This is a genomic window from Streptomyces sp. NPDC054842 (assembly GCF_053611025.1).
In genome coordinates, this window is the sequence record NZ_JBSGZN010000019.1 from 16,079 (window position 1) to 34,524 (window position 18,446).

General features: G+C 72.1%; 17 protein-coding genes. 14 read left to right on the forward strand and 3 right to left on the reverse strand.

The window, feature by feature from the left end; all coding sequences use genetic code 11:
* Positions 1–180 precede the first annotated feature (180 nt).
* A complete protein-coding gene (locus ACWGIS_RS16955; RefSeq protein WP_355787034.1) occupies positions 181–1,098 on the reverse strand; it encodes a LysR family transcriptional regulator in 918 nt (305 codons plus the stop codon).
* A gap of 128 nt (positions 1,099–1,226) precedes the next feature.
* Here ACWGIS_RS16955 and ACWGIS_RS16960 point away from each other — a divergent pair, with 128 nt between their 5' ends.
* The 11 genes from ACWGIS_RS16960 (at position 1,227) to ACWGIS_RS17010 (ending at position 11,716) form a co-directional block, all read left to right on the forward strand.
* Entirely contained in the window at positions 1,227–2,225 is a 999-nt protein-coding gene (locus ACWGIS_RS16960; RefSeq protein WP_453363198.1) for a fumarylacetoacetate hydrolase family protein, read from the forward strand.
* Positions 2,222–3,184, forward strand: coding sequence for a cyclase family protein (locus ACWGIS_RS16965; protein WP_453363199.1), 963 nt, complete (start codon positions 2,222–2,224; stop codon positions 3,182–3,184). The genes ACWGIS_RS16960 and ACWGIS_RS16965 overlap by 4 nt, the downstream gene beginning before the upstream one ends.
* Positions 3,185–3,208: 24 nt before the next feature.
* Positions 3,209–4,339, forward strand: coding sequence for an FAD-dependent oxidoreductase (locus ACWGIS_RS16970; RefSeq protein WP_453363200.1), 1,131 nt, complete (start codon positions 3,209–3,211; stop codon positions 4,337–4,339).
* Positions 4,336–5,355: an amidohydrolase family protein gene (locus tag ACWGIS_RS16975; RefSeq protein ID WP_453363201.1), complete on the forward strand. Its 1,020-nt coding sequence runs from the start codon at positions 4,336–4,338 to the stop codon at positions 5,353–5,355. The genes ACWGIS_RS16970 and ACWGIS_RS16975 overlap by 4 nt, the downstream gene beginning before the upstream one ends.
* Positions 5,352–6,290, forward strand: a complete 939-nt coding sequence (locus ACWGIS_RS16980) for a VOC family protein (protein WP_453363202.1) — start codon at positions 5,352–5,354, stop codon at positions 6,288–6,290. The genes ACWGIS_RS16975 and ACWGIS_RS16980 overlap by 4 nt, the downstream gene beginning before the upstream one ends.
* Before the next feature lie 89 nt (positions 6,291–6,379).
* Positions 6,380–7,351, forward strand: coding sequence for a fumarylacetoacetate hydrolase family protein (locus tag ACWGIS_RS16985; RefSeq protein ID WP_453363203.1), 972 nt, complete (start codon positions 6,380–6,382; stop codon positions 7,349–7,351).
* Positions 7,348–8,106 carry an SDR family NAD(P)-dependent oxidoreductase gene (locus tag ACWGIS_RS16990; RefSeq protein WP_453363204.1) on the forward strand — a complete coding sequence of 253 codons (759 nt, stop codon included), beginning with the start codon at positions 7,348–7,350 and terminating at the stop codon, positions 8,104–8,106. The genes ACWGIS_RS16985 and ACWGIS_RS16990 overlap by 4 nt, the downstream gene beginning before the upstream one ends.
* 103 nt (positions 8,107–8,209) lie before the next feature.
* Positions 8,210–8,965 (forward strand): CoA transferase subunit A, encoded by a 756-nt coding sequence (locus ACWGIS_RS16995; protein WP_453363205.1) that lies wholly within the window; start codon positions 8,210–8,212, stop codon positions 8,963–8,965.
* On the forward strand, positions 8,965–9,615 hold the full coding sequence (locus ACWGIS_RS17000; protein ID WP_453363206.1) for a CoA transferase subunit B: 651 nt from the start codon (positions 8,965–8,967) through the stop codon (positions 9,613–9,615). Before ACWGIS_RS16995 ends, ACWGIS_RS17000 begins: the two co-directional genes overlap by 1 nt.
* A 141-nt stretch (positions 9,616–9,756) precedes the next feature.
* Positions 9,757–10,773: a D-erythronate dehydrogenase gene (gene denD / locus ACWGIS_RS17005; RefSeq protein ID WP_453363207.1), complete on the forward strand. Its 1,017-nt coding sequence runs from the start codon at positions 9,757–9,759 to the stop codon at positions 10,771–10,773.
* Positions 10,774–10,876: 103 nt separating this feature from the next.
* Positions 10,877–11,716, forward strand: coding sequence for a hypothetical protein (locus tag ACWGIS_RS17010; protein ID WP_453363208.1), 840 nt, complete (start codon positions 10,877–10,879; stop codon positions 11,714–11,716).
* A 277-nt stretch (positions 11,717–11,993) separates the two neighbouring features.
* Here the strand turns inward: ACWGIS_RS17010 and ACWGIS_RS17015 are convergent, their stop codons facing one another.
* Entirely contained in the window at positions 11,994–13,142 is a 1,149-nt protein-coding gene (locus ACWGIS_RS17015) for a M48 family metallopeptidase (protein ID WP_453363209.1), read from the reverse strand.
* Positions 13,143–13,819: 677 nt separating this feature from the next.
* On the opposite strand from ACWGIS_RS17015, the gene ACWGIS_RS17020 reads away from it, so the two are divergent.
* The 3 genes from ACWGIS_RS17020 to ACWGIS_RS17030 all read left to right on the forward strand — a co-directional run bounded on the left by ACWGIS_RS17020 (position 13,820) and on the right by ACWGIS_RS17030 (position 17,339).
* On the forward strand, positions 13,820–14,989 hold the full coding sequence (locus ACWGIS_RS17020) for a PP2C family protein-serine/threonine phosphatase (protein ID WP_453363313.1): 1,170 nt from the start codon (positions 13,820–13,822) through the stop codon (positions 14,987–14,989).
* Positions 14,990–15,283: 294 nt separating this feature from the next.
* Complete coding sequence (locus ACWGIS_RS17025) at positions 15,284–15,997, forward strand: GAF domain-containing protein (RefSeq protein ID WP_453363210.1); 714 nt, start codon at positions 15,284–15,286, stop codon at positions 15,995–15,997.
* 250 nt (positions 15,998–16,247) lie between these two features.
* Entirely contained in the window at positions 16,248–17,339 is a 1,092-nt protein-coding gene (locus ACWGIS_RS17030) for a carboxylate-amine ligase (protein ID WP_453363211.1), read from the forward strand.
* A 107-nt stretch (positions 17,340–17,446) separates the two neighbouring features.
* Here ACWGIS_RS17030 and ACWGIS_RS17035 read toward each other — a convergent pair whose 3' ends face one another.
* A complete protein-coding gene (locus ACWGIS_RS17035) occupies positions 17,447–18,232 on the reverse strand; it encodes an MBL fold metallo-hydrolase (protein WP_453363212.1) in 786 nt (261 codons plus the stop codon).
* Positions 18,233–18,446 lie beyond the last annotated feature (214 nt).

The window sequence follows — 18,446 nt, forward strand, 5'->3', positions numbered from 1 at the left end:
GCGCGCCGCGGGGCGGACGGGTCCGGGGACGGGGGACGTCGGCGGACGGCGCACGATGTGCCACGACTATGCGTTCCGCGCTCCGGCCTGCCCACCCCTTGAGCGATCCGATTTCCTGATGCCTTCGATCCAGGCCGTGGATACCCGCGCGCGGCTCGGACGGCCGCACACGGAGACGTGTCACGCCCCGGGCGGGTCCCCGAGTCGGCGGCCGACGCGCGCGGTGGTCTCGCGCAGCCAGATGTGGGCCGCGTCGTGCGTGTGCACCGGATGCCACCACAGGGCCTCCCGCAGCGGCACCGCCTCGTAGGGCGGCTCCAGTACGCGCACGGCGGCGAGCGGGGCCATCAGGGCCGCCAGTCGCGCCTGGACCAGGGCGATCCGGCGGGTGCCGGCGACGAGCAGCGGCAGCAGCTGAAAGCTGTCGACGGACACCTCCACGCGTGGTTCGACCCCGAGCATGCCGAGCTGGCGCACCGCCGGGGCGTCGTAGGTGCGCTGGTAGGTGACCCAGGGCAGGCGGGCCAGGTCCTGCCGGGTGAGCCGGTCCTCGACGCTCGGGTGGTCGTCGGCGACCAGGAAGACCCAGCGGTCGTCGTAGAGGTCGGTGACCGGGAAGTCGCTGATGACGCCGTGCGGCATGAACAGGCCGTCGGTGGCGCTGAGCAGCGTCGCGGTGTCGTCGACCACGGTGGGCGGGGTCTGGGTGAAGCGCAGCCGGATGCCGGGGGCCTCCTCGTGGACGACGCGGGCGAGTTCGGTGCCGAAGACCGCGACCGCGTAGTCCGACGCGACGAGCTTGAACTCGCGGCTCTCGTTGGCCGGGTCGAAGTCGGCCTGACTGGCGAAGAGGCGTTCGAGCACGTCGTAGGCGGTGGAGGTGCGGTCGAGCAGGACCTGGCCGAGGGCGGTGAGCTCGTAGTGGCCGCCGACGCGGGCCAGCAGGTCGTCGTCGAAGTGGCGCCGCAGGCGGGCGAGCGCCGCGCTCATGGCGGGCTGGCTGAGGCCCACGCGCTGCCCGGCGCGGGTGACGTTGCGCTCCTCCAGCAGGGCCCGCAGGGCGACGACGAGGTTGAGGTCCAGGCTGGCCAGATTCACGGGGTCTTCCCTCTGCGGTGCGGTGCCGACCAGGGCGAATAGACACGGTGGATAGAAATCATCCACACAATCGATTTCCCCGATCGTGGGTGGCGGGTCCAGATTAGTCGCACCGCAATCAGGAGGACATGTCCGTGAAACCTGGATCCGCGTCCGCGCTCTTCGCCGGACCCTTCGCCCTCGGCACTCTCTCGGCCCCCGACGGGCCGGCCTTCCCCGCCCTCGTGACACCCGACGCCCAGGTGCTGGACCTCCGGATCGCCCTCGGCGAGGAGCAGTTGACGGTCCGCGCCCTGCTGGACCGGTGGGAGACGGTGCTGCCGCGGCTGCGGACGCTGGCCGCCGAGGGCAGCGCCGGACGCAGGCCGCTCGCGGACTTCCGGGTGCACGCGCCGCTCGAACCCCGGCAGGTGTTCCAGTCGGGTGCCAACTACCGGCAGCACGTGATCGACCTGCACGTCGCGCACCGCGCCCCGGGTGACGACCGCCCCGAGGAGGAGCGGCGCGCGGAGGCGGCGGAGATCATGGACCGGCGCGCCGCGGACGACCTGCCGTACGTCTTCATCGGCCTGCCGACCGCGATCACCGGCCCCTACGACGACGTCGAACTGCCCGCCTGGGCCGAGAAGCCCGACTGGGAGCTGGAGCTGGCGGCCGTCATCGGCAGGACCGCCCACCGGGTCTCCGTGGCGGAGGCACTGGAGTACGTCGCCGGCTACACCATCGCCAACGACCTCACCGACCGCGCGACCGTCTTCCGCCGGGACATGCCGCAGATCGGCACGGACTGGCTGCGCAGCAAGAACGCGCCCGGCTTCACCCCGCTCGGCCCCTGGATCGTGCCCGCCGAGTCCCTGCCCGACACCGGTGACCTGCGGCTCACGCTGAAGCTCAACGGCGAGACCATGCAGGACGAGTCGACCAAGGACATGATCTTCGACGTCGCGCGGATGGTGTCGTACGCCTCGCAGAGCGCCCGGCTGCTCCCCGGCGACCTGGTGCTCACCGGCAGCCCGGCCGGCAACGGCATGCACTGGGGGCGGCTGCTGCGCGACGGCGACGTCATGGACGCCTCGGTCACGGGGCTCGGCGCCCAGCGCACGCGATGTGTGGCGGAGACGTCATGAGCCTCGACCGCCACGACCCCGAGGGCTCCATCGAGCGGACCGTCAAAGCCGTCTCCAACTGGGGCCGTTGGGGCGAGGACGATGTCCTGGGCACCCTCAACTTCCTCGACGAGGCCAAGCGCCGCGAGGGCGCCGCACTCGTCCGCAGGGGCGTCAGCTTCTCCCTGTCCCAGCGCTTCGACATGAACGGCCCGCAGAAGGGCTGGCGGCGCCGCACCAACCCGGTCCACACCATGCTGGACACCGGCACCGACGCGGCTCTCGGCAACCAGGGCTTCCCGCACGGCATCGGCGGCGCCGACGACGTGATCGCGATGCCGTTGCAGTGCTCCACCCAGTGGGACGGCCTCGGGCACATCTTCGACCACGGGCGGGCCTGGAACGGACGCCCGGCGGAGCGGGTCGTCACCTCCGACGGCGACCTGGTGACCGGCATCGAGCACATGGCGCCCCACGTCGCCGGACGCGGTGTGCTGCTGGACGTGGGGCGGGCCGTCGGCACCGGCGGTGAGCTGCCCGACGGCTTCGCCATCACCGAGGAGCACCTGATGGCGACCGCCGAGGCACAGGGCGTCCGCGTGGGACGCGGCGACCTCGTCCTGGTCCGCACCGGACAGCTCACCCGGGTGCGCCGCGACGGCTGGGGCGACTACGCGGGCGGGCCCGCGCCGGGCCTGTCGTTCACCACGGCCGGCTGGCTGCACCGCACCGAGATCGCCGCGATCGCCACCGACACGTGGGGCTTCGAGGTACGGCCCAACGAGTTCGAGCACGCCTTCCAGCCCCTGCACCAGGTCGCCATCCCCCATCTGGGCCTGCTCATCGGTGAGATGTGGGACCTGGACGCCCTCGCCGAGGACTGTGCCGCCGACGGCTCGTACGAGTTCTGGCTCACCGCCGCACCCCTCCCCATCACCGGGGCGGTCGGCTCCCCCGTCAACCCGATCGCCGTCAAGTAGCCGCAGGAACAAGGGAGTTCCCCCATGACCCAACCCCGCACGGTCCTCGTCGTCGGCGGCGGCGCCGCCGGCAACGCCGTCACGATCCTGTTGCGCCGCGCCGGGATCGCGGTCGACCTGGTCGAGGCCAGGGACGACTGGAACGCGACCGCCGGCTCGGGCATCACCCTCCAGGGCAACGCCCTGCGCGTGCTGCGCGAACTCGGCGTGTGGGACCGCATCGAGGCGTCCGGCTTCGGCTTCGGCTCGGTCGGCATCACCACCCCCGACGGCACCGTCCTGCACGCGCAGGACGACCTGCGCACCGGTGGTGACGACCTGCCCGCCACGGTCGGCATGCAGCGGCCGCAGCTCCAGCGCATCCTCATCGACGCCGTGCGCGCCAGCGGCGCCACCGTCCGGCTCGGCACCACCGCGCAGATCCTGGACCAGGACGCCGAGGGGGTCTCCGTGCGCCTCGGTGACGGCACGGAGCGCCGCTACGACCTCGTCGTCGCCGCCGACGGCCTCGGCTCCGCCACCCGGGCCGCGATCGGCATCACCGACAAGCCCGAACCGACCGGCATGGCCATCTGGCGCGTCGCCGCCCCGCGTCCCGAGGGCGTCGTCCGCACCGACCTCGCCTACGGCGGACCGGCGTACATCGCCGGCTACTGCCCCACCAGCGACAGCACACTGTACGCGTACGTCGTCGAGGCCAACCGCGACCGCGCCTCGATCCCCGCCGAGTCCTACGCCCACGAGATGCGCCGCCTGACCCGCCACTACGGCGGCTTCTGGCCGGAGATCACCGCCCACATCACGGACCCGGCGAAGGTCAACTACACCTGGTTCGACCGCCTGCTGGTGGAAGGGTCCTGGCACCGCGGCCGTGTCGTCCTCGTCGGCGACGCCGCCCACTGCTGCCCGCCCACCCTCGCGCAGGGCGCCGCCCTGTCACTGGAGGACGCCTGGGTCCTCGCCCAGTTGCTCACGGAGTCCGGCACCTGGGACGAGGCGCTGCTCCAGTCCTACTACGAGCGGCGGATCACCCGGGTGCGCCCGGTCGTCGAGGCGTCGGTGCAGATCGGGCAGTGGCAGCTCGACGGAGTACGCGACGCCGACGTGCCCGGACTGATGGCCCGCACGATGACCATGCTCAGGGACCTGCCGTGACCGGCCTCACCGTGGACGTGCACGCCCACATCCTGCTGCCCGGTCTCGACGCGCTCGTGGCCGGCCTGCCCGGCCACGCCGAGGCCCGCGAACTCGATGCGCGCCGCAACGGCCCCGCCTCCCTCGCCGTCAGCGGCCCCATGGTCCGCGACCGCATCCCGCGCCTGACCGACGTCACGGTGCGCCTCGCGGCGATGGACGCCCAGGGCGTGGACGTCCAGCTGGTCAGCCCTTCGCCCTCGCACTACCACTACTGGGCGGACGAGGAGACGGCCGAGAAGGTGTACCGGCTGGCCAACGAGGCCGTGGCCGCGCACTGTTCGGCCGCGCCCGACCGGCTGCGGGGACTGGGACTCGTCCCCCTCCAGCATCCCGGAGCGGCGGTACGCGCCCTCGACCACGCCCTGGAACAGGGGCTGTCCGGTGTGGAGATCTCCAGTCACGCCCCGGGCCGCGAGCTCTCCGACCCCGCCTACGAACCCTTCTGGGCGCGGGCCGAGGAGACCGGCGCGATCGTCTTCCTGCACCCCTTCGGCTGCACCCTCGACGAGCGCCTCGACCAGTGGTACCTGTCCAACACGGTCGGCCAGCCCGCGGAGAACGCCGTCGCACTCTCGCACCTCGTCTTCTCCGGCGTTCTCGACCGCCACCCCGGACTCAAGGTGATCGCCGCGCACGGCGGCGGCTACCTGCCCACCCACATCGGCCGCTCCGACCACGCCTGGCACACCCGAGCGGACGCGAGCGCAGGCTGCGCCCACCCGCCCAGCAGCTACCTCCGGCGACTGTACTTCGACTCGCTCGTCCACGACCCCGGCGTGCTGCGGGAGTTGATCCGCGTTGCCGGCGCGGACCGGGTGCTCCTCGGCTCGGACTTCCCCTTCGACATGGGCACCGAGGACCCGGTGGGCGCCCTGCACGCCGCCGGGCTGTCCGAGGCCGAACTCGACGCCGTACGCGGCCGCAACGCCGCCGCCCTGCTCCACCTCACCCCCGCCTCAGGAGGAACCTCATGAGCGCCCGTCTCCTCACCCACCTGCGCCACGTCGACCTGGCCGTGCCCGACTACGACAAGCAGCTCGACTTCTACTCCGGCGTCTGGGGCCTGACCAAGGTCGCCGAGGACTCCGGCATCTCCTTCCTCGCCGCGGAGGGCTCCCCCGAGCAGTACGTCGTGCGGCTGCGCAAGGCGGACGAGAAGCGCCTGGACCTCGTGTCGTACGGCGCCGCGAACGCCGCCGACGTCGACACGCTCGCCGAGCGACTCCTCGCCCAGGGCGTGCGGTTGGTCTCGCAGCCGGGGAAGGTCGACACCCCCGGGGGCGGCTACGGCTTCCGCTTCTTCGACGTCGACGGCCGCACCATCGAGGTCTCGGCCGACGTCGAGGTCCGCCGGCACCGCAAGATCGAGGAGAAGGAGGCGATCCCGGTCAAGCTGTCCCACGTCGTCCTCAACTCCCCCGACCTGAACCGCACCCGCGAGTGGTACGAGCGCCACCTCGGCTTCGCCCTCTCCGACACCCTCAGCTCACCGCACATGGGCGAGGTCATGCACTTCATGCGGATCAGCAACCAGCACCACTCCATGGCGATCGCCAAGGGTCCGCACACCGCCCTTCACCACGTGTCGTTCGAGATGCGCGGCATCGACGAGTACATGCGCGGCTCGGGCCGGGTACTGCGCGCGGGCCACCGCAAGATCTGGGGACCGGGCCGGCACATGGCGGGCGACAACACCTTCACGTACTTCCTCGACCCGCACGGCAACACCGTCGAGTACACGACCGAGTTGGAGTGCCTGGACGAGGACACCTGGCACCCCCACGTCTACGACTTCTCCCGGCCCGAGGTCACCGACCAGTGGGGCACCGCCAACCCCATGAACGAACTCATCGCCAAGGAGTCCTTCAACGACCCCGACCGCGGCGTGTTCGTCGCCCCGCCCGTCTGATCCCGCACCGGTCACCGGGGACACGGCGGTGCCGCACACCGCCGCGTCCCCTCCGCCCGGCCGACACCTCCTCCCCCAGGAGCCACCCCATGCGTTTCGCCGCCTACGAACACCACCACCGCACCCGGGTGGCCGTCGTGGAGGACGACGGCACCCTCTTCCCGCTGCCGGGCGTCTCCTCCCTGTCCACGCTGCTCACCGAGACCGCGGGCCTGCCCGGACTGCTCGCCGCGGGCCGGGAGGCACTCGATGTCCCACCGGGCCCGCACGTCTCCCAGGTACGGCTGCTGCCGCCGCTCCAGCCCGCGTCCGTGCGGGACTTCGTCACCTTCGAGGAGCACGTCGAAGGGGTGCGCCGCGCCGTCGACGGTGTCGCGGGCGTCCCCGAGCAGTGGTACGCGGCACCGACGTTCTACTTCACCAACCCGCACGCGATCTACGGCCCCGCCGACGACGTCCCCGTGCCGCCCGGGTCGGGTGTCCTGGACTTCGAGCTGGAGGTGGCCGCGGTGATCGGCCGGGAGGGGCGTGACCTCACCCCCGAGCGGGCCCGCGACCACATCGTCGGCTACACCGTGTTCAACGACTGGTCCGCGCGCGACCTCCAGTCGGCGGAGATGAAGGTGGGGCTCGGCCCCTGCAAGGGCAAGGACACCGCGACCACCCTGGGCCCCTGGCTGGTGACCGCCGACGAACTCGAGCCGCACCGGGACGCCGACGGCTTCCTGCGCCTGGCTCTCACGGCCGAGGTCAACGGCGAGGTTGTGGGCAAGGACCTGCTCTCCAACATGAGCTGGACCTTCGAGGAGATGACCGCCTACGCCTCCCGCGGCACCCGCGTGCTGCCCGGTGACGTCCTCGGCTCGGGCACCTGCGGCAACGGCGGCTGCCTCGCCGAACTGTGGGGGCGTCGCGGCACGCAGGACCCGCCGCCGCTGCGGCCCGGCGACACGGTGAGCCTCACCGTCGAGGGCATCGGCACCCTGACCAGCACGGTCGTACCGGGTACTGAACCGCTGCCGCTGCCGGCCGGCCGCCGGCGCCCGAGGGAACGGCCGTGACCGGACCCTGCCCCAAACGGCTCCTGGGCAAGGTCGTCGTGGTGACGGGAGCCGCCCGCGGACAGGGGGCGGCCGAGGCGGACGCCCTCACCCGCGAGGGCGCCCGCGTCATCGCCACCGACGTCACGGAGGCACCCGGCTGCCGACGGCTCGACGTCACCAGCGAGCAGCAATGGGCCGAACTGGCAGCCGAGTTGAAGGACGTCTACGGCCAGGTGCACGGCCTGGTGAACAACGCGGGCATCACCTGGCGAGCGCGTGTCGGGGACGTGCGGGCCGAGGACTTCGAGCGGGTCCACTCCGTCAACGTCACCGGCCCCCTCCTCGGCATCCAGCACCTCAGCCCCTTGATGCCGCCGGGCTCCTCGATCGTCAACGTGGGCTCCTCCGCCGCGCTCACCGCCCACTACCCCGTCGCCTACACCGCGAGCAAGTGGGGACTGCGGGGCCTCTCACGGACCGCGGCCCTCGAACTGGGGCCGCGCGGCATCCGGGTCAACACCGTCCATCCCGGTTACATCGAGACCGAGATGACCGCCTCCGCCGCTCCCGCGTTCCGCGAGGCGAACCTGCGGGAGACCCCGCTCGGCCGCACGGGCACCGTGGCCGACATCGTCCCGCTCGTGGTGTTCCTGCTCTCGGACGAGTCGGCGTTCCTCACCGGCACCGAGATCCCCGTGGACGGCGGACTGACCGCCCACGGAGGAGTCAAGTCCGTGTCCGACGCCCTGCGCGCCCAGGAGCCGCCCCGGTGAACCGGGCCGAGGACACCGGGTGCCCGGCCACCCGCGTCCGCCGCGTCCACGACGTCCGCCCCACCATGGTGCCCCCCACCGACATCCGAAAGGCAAGCCCACCGTGAACAAGGTCCGCGACAGCGCCGCCGAGGCCATCGCCGACATACCCGACGGCGCCTCACTCGCCGTCGGCGGCTTCGGCCTCTCCGGCGTCCCGGCCGTCCTCATCGACGCGCTGCACGCCCACGGGGCGACCGGGCTGGAGGTCGTCTCCAACAACTGCGGCGTGGACGGCCGCGGCCTCGGCATCCTGCTCGCCGCCGGCCGCATCGCCCGCGTCACCGGGTCCTACGTGGGTGAGAACAAGGAGTTCGCCCGCCAGTACCTCAGCGGCGAACTGGAGGTCGAACTGACTCCGCAGGGCACCCTCGCCGAACGGCTCCGCGCGGGCGGCGCGGGCATCCCCGCCTTCTACACTCCCGCGGGCGTGGGCACACAGGTCGCGACGGGCGGACTGCCCTGGCGCCACGCCCACGACGGCACGGTGGCCGCCGCCTCCCCGCCCAAGGAGACCCGCGAGTTCGCGGGGCGCAGGTACGTCCTGGAGCACGGCATCACCACCGACTTCGCCCTCGTACGGGCCTGGCGGGGCGACCGGCACGGCAACCTCCGCTTCCGCGGTGCCGCCGCCAACTTCAACCCCCTGGCCGCCATGGCGGGACGGATCACCGTCGCCGAGGTCGAGGAACTCGTCGAACCGGGCGTGCTCGCCCCCGACGAGGTCCACCTCCCCGGCGTCTACGTCCAGAGAGTCGTCGCGCTCACCGCCGGACAGGCCGCCGACAAGCCCATCGAGAAGAGGACGGTAAGCGACTGATGGCCTGGACCCGCGACCAGATGGCCGCCCGCGCCGCCGCCGAACTCCGCGACGGCTCCTACGTCAATCTCGGCATCGGCCTGCCCACGCTCATCCCGGGGCACCTTCCGCCGGACGTCCACGTGGTGCTGCACTCCGAGAACGGCATCCTGGGTACCGGCCCGTACCCGCGCGAGGACCAGGTCGACCCCGACCTGATCAACGCGGGCAAGGAGACCGTCACCGTCCTGCCGGGAGCCTCCTTCTTCGACTCCGCGCTGTCCTTCGGCATGATCCGCGGCGGTCACATCGACACCGCCGTCCTCGGCGCGATGCAGGTGTCCGCCCGCGGCGACCTCGCCAACTGGATGATCCCCGGCAAGATGGTGAAGGGCATGGGCGGGGCCATGGACCTGGTGCACGGGGCCCGCCGGGTCATCGTGCTGACGGAGCACACCGCCAAGGACGGCAGCCCCAAGCTGCTCTCCGAGTGCACGCTGCCGCTCACCGGCGAACGGTGCGTCCACCGCGTCGTCACCGACCTCGCCGTCCTCGACGTCACCGCCGACGGCCTGGCCCTCGTCGAGACCGCCCCCGGGGTCACCGTGGAGGAGGTCAGGGCCCGTACCGCCGCTCCCGTACTCCTGGACAGCTTCACCGCCGTCTGCTGAACGCGGTTCCCGGCGGTCACCGCGCGCGGAGCCGGCTCCCTGTCCGCGCGCGTGCGGCCGCCGGGTGCCTGCCGGGGCCGGCGAAGGGGTATCACCCCTGCGCGCACGGTGCGCGGACGGCCGCTTCGGAGGAGACGTCACGTGAGGATCCTGATCACCGGCGCGTACGGGTTCCTGGGACGCCTGCTCGCCGAGAAGCTGCTGCGGGAGCGCTCGTTCGACGGCGAACCGATCACCCGGCTGGTCCTCGCCGACCGAGTCGTGCGCGCCGGTCTCCCGCAGACGACGGACCCCCTCGTGGAAGTGGCCCACGGTGAGCTGACCGACTCCCTCGGCGAGGTGTTCGCCCGGCCGGTCGACGTCGTGTTCCACCTCGCCGCCGCGGTGTCGGCCGAGTGCGAGCGGGACTTCGACCTCGGCATGCGGATGAACGTGGACACGACCCGCGCCCTGCTGGACGCGGCCCGGGCGCAGTCGGTGTCCGGCGGTCCCACCGCACGCCTGCTGTTCGCGGGCAGCCTCGCCGTCTACGGCTCCCAGCCGGGACTGCCCCTTCCGCCCATGGTCAGCGAGGCGACCGCGCCACTGCCGCAGACGAGTTACGGAACGCAGAAGCTCGTCTGCGAACATCTGATCGCGGACTACACGCGACGGGGCTTCGTCGACGGACGCGTGGTCCGTCTGATGACCGTCGTGGTGCGGCCGGGCGAGCCGAACGCGGCGGCTTCCGGCTTCCTGTCGGCCATCATCCGCGAACCGCTCGCACGCCTGCCCACCGTGTGCCCGGTGGACCCCGGCCTGCGGGTGGCGCTGGCCTCGCCGCGACGCACGGTCCGCGGAATCGTCCGCGTCGCCGAGGCCCGCCGCGGCACCGGTCCCGGACACCTCCAGGGCCGGTCGGCGGTCAACCTCCCCGCCCTCACCGTCTCCGTCGCCGACATCCTCGCCACACTGCGTGAGGTCGCCGGCGCCGCCGCCGATCTGGTGACCGTGGCCCCCGACCCGGCCGTCGAGGCCATCGTCGGCTCGTGGCCCGCCGTCATCGACAGCACACGCGCCGCGGCACTCGGCCTGGAACCCGACCCGGATTTCCTGTCGCTCGTACAGGACTACCTCGACGACCATCCCGACGCGGTCGTCCGCCCGTCGGACGGATGAGCAACGGCCGTCCCTTTTGTTCCGCGGATTGGACCGCCGTGCCGGCGCGGCTAGAGTCCGCCATCTCACCACATACACAGGGAACTCACAGGGGGCGGGACACATGAAGCACCTCAAGACCGCGGCGTGGGCGGGCGTGACCGTCGTCGCGCTCGCCGCGACGACCGCGTGCAGCGGGGAAGCGGCGAAGAAGACCGCCGACGTCGTCAGCCACGCCGACACCATCATGGCCGCGCTGACCCGCGCCTCGGAGAAGGCGTCGGGACTCGGTTCGGCCGAGGTCGAGTCGACCACCACGATCTCGGCGGGCAGCGGCAAGCCGGTCTCCATGAACGGCACTTACTCCTGGGGGGACGGCGCCGCGCTCGACGTGGAGATGGACACCGCCAACGCCCAGATGCAGTCGCTCCAGGACGACCCGACGCTCACCATGAAGATGGTCGACGGGGCGTACTACTACGAGATCGACCCGCAGCCCTCGGGGCCGCTCAAGGGCAAGCACTGGATGCGGATCGACGTGTCCGCCGTCGTCGGTGACTCCACCGCGGACGCCATCTCGGAGAACGCCGACCCCACGGCGGGCCTGCGGTACATCAGTGCCTCGAAGAACGTGAAGGACCTCGGCGAGGAGACGGTCCGCGGCAAGAAGGCCACGCACTACCGGGGCACGGTCGGCGAGGAGCAGATCAACGCGTCCAAGCTGTCGGCCAAGGAGAAGCGGGCCGCCATCAAGTCCCTCGGGTCGGGCAAAATGGTGCTCGACATCTGGGTGGACCGCAACGACCTCCCCGTGCGCACGGAACAGCACGGCGGCGGCATGGACGTCACCATGGACTACCTGAAGTTCGGCGCGACCAAGCCGATCACGGCCCCGCCGGCCTCGGACACCGGCGACCTGACCGAGCAGGTCGAGAAGGTCCGCGAGCAGTCGCTCGACCAGTAGGACGTCGAGGAAGTACGGGGGTGGCCCGGCCGTTGGAACGGCCGGGCCACCCTCATGCGTACTGCCTTGCGCGGACGTACCGGGGGCCCGCACCGGCACTGGAGTTGGCACTGGCACCGGCACCGGCACTGGCACTGGCACTGGCACTGGCACTGGCACTGGCACTGAGATGTTCGTGCGTCGGCCGTCGCGGCGAGTTCACGTCTCTCCCCTCGCCTGCGCGAGCCAACCCCCGTGCTGTCGGCGCGAGTTGCCCACCCTGTGGCCGCGCCGGCTGTCAGCCCGCGAAGTCGCGGATCACCTGCTGGGCCACGCGCTTCCTGGCGGCGGCCAGTTCCGCGGCGATCGCGGCCGACGTGTCGGCGTCCAGGGAGAGCAGCGCGGACTGCTGTTCGCCCTGACTGACGCACTGGCGACGCGCGTGGGTGTGCGGGTGCGTCGAGTCCACGCTGTGGCCGCGCAAGGCGCTGACCCGGCGCAGCCGCTCGTACTCCCGCTCCGGCACCGATCCGACATGGGCGGCGAGCCGTTCCCACAGCCCGTCCCACGCGTCCCGGCGCGACCGCCCGCCGATGCCCGTCTGGGCCAGCACCGATTCCCTGCGCAGCTCGATGTCGACGGAGCCTGCGACGAGGAGCAGGTCCAGGAGCTCCACGGTGGTCTCGCTGGAGGCGATCCGGGCGGCGGTCCGGTCGGCGAGGTACTCCGCGCGCTGCGAGGTGCGCATGGTGAGGCCGTCGAGCAGCACCAGCAGTCCTCGGGCCGCCCAACGCGGCGGGGCCAGCGCCAGGTTGGCGATGCGTTCGAGGAACGTGGGTGACGGCTCGGGCGCCAGCATGTAGCACCACAGCGCGAGGGACCGCAGCGCGGTGCCGACGTTCTTGGCGCGGCGCAGGTCCCCGTTGGCGTAGTGGCCGAGTTCATGTCCCAGCAGCGCCAGGCGTTGCTGCGGGCTGAGGATCTCCCACAGCCCGAGGCCCAGGTACAGCACACGCCGCTGCCTGAACCCCACGTGGCTGACGGCCGCGTTGGCGTCCGGTTCGATCACCACGGCGTGGACGCCTGTGGTGCCGACGGCCGCCCCGACCTCGTCGATCAGCGCGAACAACCGCGGTGCGTCCGCCCGGTGCAGGACCGGTCCGTTGTCCGGGAGCGACGCGAAGCGGGGTCGCAGGACGACGGCGAGGACGATCAGCACCGCTCCGAGCACCGGCTGGACCACGGTGCTCCAGCCCAGGACGACCAGGAGCACTCCGGCGACGGCGAGCGCGACCGTGATGCCGTTGACGACTGCCGAGATCGCCCGCGCGAGGATGCCGGGGACGTCGCGCCCAAGCTCCTCCGCCCCGCCCTGGAGCATCTCGTCGAGCAGTTGCCGCCCGTGCCGGTCGGCCAGGCGCCGACGCCGTGCCTCGATCCTTCCCACGGCCGGCTCCGGCACGCCGGGGTCGACATTCCAGCCACACTCGGCACACCATGCGACGAAGCGCTGATTCACCGGTACGTCCACGCCGCACTCCGGACACGCCTGTGTCCGCTCCGCAGCGATCTGCGATCCCATTCCCCTGTCCCCACCCTGCTTGCATGTCGGATGCCGCCCACGTCGCACCTCGGAATGCGATGCGGAGGGGCGGCTTTCAGGCGCAGCGTAAGGGATGCCGAGGGGGTCGGCGGCACCGCCCCGAAACGAACCGTTAGCCGCTATTTTCAGCCAGCGCCCGGTGCCGTTCACCGGTGATCGCACGGTGTCTCGGTGGACCGTGCCCGGGGTCGGTGTGATCGCCAGTCGTGGAGCCATGGTTCGAGCGGATCGGGTCACGGAGTGCACCGCGAACGGGGTTCGCGCGTCGGTGCCTCGCTCCTGGTCCGAACCAGCCGCGAGTCGGTGCCCGTTCACCTCTCCGGAGCGTTCCGCGACGCGCATACGGCGAGGCGGCGATCGCAGGGATGTTCGTCCGTAAGGTGCGGATATTCTCCCGTCCGGACCCCTGGCCAGCAGGCTTTCACCCACAGAACAGACGTCGTCACCGCGCCGCATGAAGGCGGCCAGGTGAGGTCGGCGCGACTCGGGGAAGAAGGGGCGACATGGGACAGGAGGTCGTTGTGGACGGTGCGGATCTGGAACTGGGTGAACTTCTGGCGGCTGCGGAGGCGGCTCCGCCCGGGGAGTCCGTCGGCGTGGTCGCGCATGACCTGCGCAAACGCTTCGGCGCGGAGCGTGTGTCGTTCCTCTTCGCCGACCTGCTGGGACAGCGGCTGCTGCGCCTGACGTCACCCGCCGACAGTGCCATGGCGGACGCTGCCGAGCAGGTCGACCTGCGGGACAGTGTCTATGACGAGGTCCTGCGCAGTCAGCGCCAGCACGTCGAACCCGACGGCCAGGGCGGACGGCGCGTGATCTCGCCCGTGACCAACCGAGGGGACCGCATCGGCCTGCTGGAGGTGACGCTGCAGTACGCGGACGACCCCGTCCTCGCACAGATCAGCGAAGCGGCCCACGTGCTGGCGTACATCATCGTCACGGACCGCCGCTTCACCGACCTGTACCACGCGGGCCGACGCACCACCCGGACCAGCCTGGCGGCCGAGATCCAGCACCAGTTGCTCCCCTCGGCGTCCTGCTGCGAGGCCCCCCAGTTCACGCTCGCCGCGGGACTGGTCCCGGCCGACGACATCGGCGGGGACACCTACGACTACACCCTGGACCGCGACACCCTGCACCTGTCGATCACCGACGCCATGGGGCACGACACCAACTCCGCCCTGCTGGCCACGCTGCTCGTGGGTGCGCTGCGCGGTGCCCGCAGGACCGGCTGCGACGCGCTCCAGCAGGCCCATCGCGCCCATGAGGCCCTGCTGACCCACAGCCGGGGCCTGGCCACGGGCCAACTGCTGTGCGTCAGCCTGGAGACGGGCACCTGCGAGCTGGTCAACGCGGGGCACCCCTGGCCCATTCGCCTGCGGGAGGGAGCCGCCGAGGCCGAGGAGGTCAGGCTTGCCGTGAACCTCCCGTTCGGTGTCGCGGCACCCACCTCCTACCAGCTCCAGCAGCTGGACCTGGAGCCCGGCGACCGCCTGGTCCTGCTCACGGACGGCATGCAGGAACGCGGCGCCGGAGCCGTCGACCTGCCCGCTCTCGTCCGCGACACCAGAGCCTGCCATCCGCGCGAGGCAGTCCGCGTCCTGACCGGCGCGGTGCTGGATGCCTGCCGGGGCAACCTGAAGGACGATGCCACCGTCCTGATACTGGACTGGCATGGGCCCCGGGCCTGACACACGGCGCCCCGTCGTACCGGCATCGGCCGGGGAGGACGTGCCTGACCGGTGCCGTACGCCCGTGTCCGCGGCGGGTCCGGGCCGCTCGACGGTGCGACGGGTGCCTGTGATGCGGCAGCCGTACGCGCGTGGTCCGGCCGCCGCCGGGTACTCCGGGGCCATGGCCATCACTCAGCCGTCGGGGGCGCCGCTGCGCCTGCGGCGTCCCCCGCACGTCATGCGCCGCCGTACAGCCGTGGGCACGGGTCAGGTGCCGCCCGTCCCGTTCCCGTCGCGCCCCGGGAGCGCCGCGTGACGTCCAGGGTGGCGGAGACGGTGCGACTGGTGGCCAAGGTCGCCGCCGACACGGACGCCGAGGAGATCCCGCGGCAGGTGTGCGCCGCGGTGCGGGACGGCCTGGGCGTGGACGGCGCCACGATGTCGCTGCTGACCGACACGCCGTCCCGCCAGTTGCTGGCCGCGACGGACGACGTCGCCCTGCAACTGGAGCAGATCCAGTTCACGGTGCTGGAGGGCCCGTGTCTGACCGCCGCCCAACGGGGCGAGTCCGTGGCGGTGGACGACCTGCGTTCCCAGTTGACGCCGTGGCCCCTGTTCGGGGCGACCGTGCGCGAGAAGCTGCCGCGGGTCGAGTCGATCTACGCGCTCCCCCTGTTCTTCGGCGACTACGTGCTGGGCTCCCTCGACCTGCTGGCCTTTCGCCCGTACGCCATGAGCGCGGCGGAGCTGGAGGAGGCGGAGTCCGTGGCGGAGGCGGTGTCCGCGGCCCTGATGTCGACCCGTGACGTCATTCTCACCGGAGAGGAACCGCCGTCCTGGGCGCCGGCGGAGACGATCCGCGCCCACTGGTTCGACACCGCGCGCGCCATCGGCGTGCTCACGGTCCGCCGCGGGCTCGCCCCCGAGAACGCCCTGGCCCTCATGCGCGCCGAGGCCTTCCGCACCGGACGGTCGCTGGCGGACATCACGGCCGACGTCCTGCGCGAACCGCCCGGCAGGGCGTAGGCGGGGCTCCTTCGGCCGGCACGGGACACCCGTGGAGCCGTGCCCCCGCGGCCGGTACGGGACACCCGCACGGTCGTACCCTTTAGGCAGGTACGAGACACCCGTACAGTCATGTCTGGTTTGCGCTGATGAGTCTGCGGCACTCGTCAGTCCTGACAGCGCGTCCGTCGCGGCGGGTGACCGCATGCGACGGGCGCCGAGCGCGTGGCTCACCGGCCGGGTCGGCCGCGAATGGAACAGAGGGCGGTCGATGACGACGATCGGCGTGGAAGAGGAATACCTGCTGGTGAACCCCGCCACGGGCCTCCCCGTGCCGTTGGCGGAGAAGGTGCGGATGTCGGCGGGCCTGGCGCAGCTCGCCGGCGACCAGGAGGTACAGCCCGAGCTGTTGCAGGCGCAGGTCGAGGTGGCCTCCCCCGTGTGCGACAGCCTCCAGGAGGTCGGCGGGCACCTGCTGCGTCTGCGGCACGCCGTAGGGGGCGCCGCCGAGACGCACGGCTGCGCCATCGCGGCCTGCGGGACACCGCCGCGGCACGACGAGGAACCCGTGCCCGTCACCGATCAGGCCCGCTACCGGACCATGCTCGCCCAGGCTCCGCAACTCGTGGCCGAGCAGTTGGTCAACGGCATGCACATCCACTGCGCGGTGCCCTCCCGCGACGCGGGCGTGCAGGTGCTGAACCGGCTGCGCCTGTGGCTGCCGACGCTCACGGCGATGTCGGCGAACTCTCCCCTGTGGAACGGCCACGACACCGGTTTCGCCAGCTGGCGCACCGTGATCTTCAACCGCTGGCCGGTCGGCGGCGTTCCCCCGCACTTCCGGGACGCATCGGACTACGACCGACGCGTGCAGCGCCTGCTCGAGTGCGGGCTGATCGCGGACACGGGTCAGCTGTACTGGCAGGCCCGGCTCTCGGAGCGATACCCCACGATCGAGGTGCGGTGTTGCGACGTACAGCTGCGGGTGGACGAGGCGGTGATGTTCACCGGGATCGTCCGGGCCCTGGTGGACACGGCTCTCGCGGAGGCGGCGACGGGGGCGGAAGCACCGGAGTGTGCGCCTGAGCTGCTCCACGGTGCGATGTGGCACGCGGCCCGGCACGGCCTGGGCGACACCTTGATCGACCCGGAGGGGCGGCGCTGCCGGGCCGGCGACGTACTGTGCCGCCTTCTGCAGTACGTGTCACCCGCGCTCGACGCGTCCGGCGACACCCGGGACGTGGCGGGTCTGGTGCACAGGCTCCTGCGTGAGGGAACGGGCGCGGACCGGCAGCGCGCCGCTCTGGCCGGGGGCGGTCTGCGGGCGGTCACCGATCTGATCATCGGCGAGAGCACTCCCTGAGACAGCGGCCGGCCCACCGATCGGCCGCCGACATGTCCGGCCGGGAACCGGGACCGGTGGCCGACCGGGCATCGGTGGGCCACAGGGAGAGCGTGTCGCCTCGGGAGCTACAGGGACACCGTGTCGCCGCGGCGCACCGTCCGCACCAGCTGGGCCAGCCCTCGCTTCTCGACCTCGGCGAGGAAGTCCGACAGCGGCGACTTGAAGACGCCGTAGTCGTCGTAGTGGACGGGCACCACCGACCGCGGCCGGACCAGCTCGACGAGGTCGGTGCCCTCACGGCCGTCCATGGTGACGACCAGGCCGCCGGGCAGCGTCGTTCCGCCCAGGTGCACGACGGCGGTGTCGATGGCGGGGAAACGCCTCGGTATCTCGCGCAGGTCGTCGATCAGCAGGGTGTCGCCGGTGAGGTAGAGACGCGTCGCGAGCGTGCCGTCGGGCTCCCGGTGGTCCAGGACGCTGCCCATCACGGGCGGCAGCAGCGCCCGGGCCGGTCCCCTCGCGTGCTTGCCGGGGACCGCGGTGAGGGTGAGCACGTGCCCGTCCTTGACGAGCTCGGCGCTCTGCCAGGTACTGAGGCCCTCGGCGCCGGTGAACTTCTGCCGGTGCAGGGCTCGGGCGGCCTTCGGCGTCGTGAGGATGCGGACGCCCCGGTCGAGACCGCGCCTGGCGACACGGTCCCAGTGGTCGCCGTGCATGTGGGACAGGACGACGCAGTCGAGGGCGGGCAGGTCCTCCACGCGCAGCGCCGGGTCGGTCAGCCGGCGGCTCACCAGGCCCTTGCCGAGATAGGCGAACTGGCCCCGGTGCAGGAAATTCGGGTCGGTCAGGACCGTGAAGGGCCCGAGCCGCAGCAGCGTCGTCGCGGTGCCGATGAAGGTCAGCTCGGCCATGGTCACCCCCGTGGAAGGTCGTGTCGCCCGGGTCCCCCGCGATCACCACCGAAAACGTGCCCGTGCGTCCGGCCGCCGGGAGGGAAGCTCCGCCCGCGGGCCCTCCCACCGGCCGTGAGCGCGGGAGCGGACCGGCCGGCTCGACCTCCGCATGTCGCACGCAGGGCGTCAAGGGCCGGAGGAAACCGTGCCGGCCGCCGCGGACGAGGTAAGG

Coding starts and splice junctions, on each gene's coding strand:
- ACWGIS_RS16960 (WP_453363198.1), top strand. CDS start 1,227: ATGTCCGTGAAACCTGGATCCGCGTCCGCGCTCTTCGCCGGACCCTTC.
- ACWGIS_RS16965 (WP_453363199.1), top strand. CDS start 2,222: ATGAGCCTCGACCGCCACGACCCCGAGGGCTCCATCGAGCGGACCGTC.
- ACWGIS_RS16970 (WP_453363200.1), top strand. CDS start 3,209: ATGACCCAACCCCGCACGGTCCTCGTCGTCGGCGGCGGCGCCGCCGGC.
- ACWGIS_RS16980 (WP_453363202.1), top strand. CDS start 5,352: ATGAGCGCCCGTCTCCTCACCCACCTGCGCCACGTCGACCTGGCCGTG.
- ACWGIS_RS16985 (WP_453363203.1), top strand. CDS start 6,380: ATGCGTTTCGCCGCCTACGAACACCACCACCGCACCCGGGTGGCCGTC.
- ACWGIS_RS17000 (WP_453363206.1), top strand. CDS start 8,965: ATGGCCTGGACCCGCGACCAGATGGCCGCCCGCGCCGCCGCCGAACTC.
- ACWGIS_RS17010 (WP_453363208.1), top strand. CDS start 10,877: ATGAAGCACCTCAAGACCGCGGCGTGGGCGGGCGTGACCGTCGTCGCG.
- ACWGIS_RS17030 (WP_453363211.1), top strand. CDS start 16,248: ATGACGACGATCGGCGTGGAAGAGGAATACCTGCTGGTGAACCCCGCC.
- ACWGIS_RS17035 (WP_453363212.1), bottom strand. CDS start 18,232: ATGGCCGAGCTGACCTTCATCGGCACCGCGACGACGCTGCTGCGGCTC.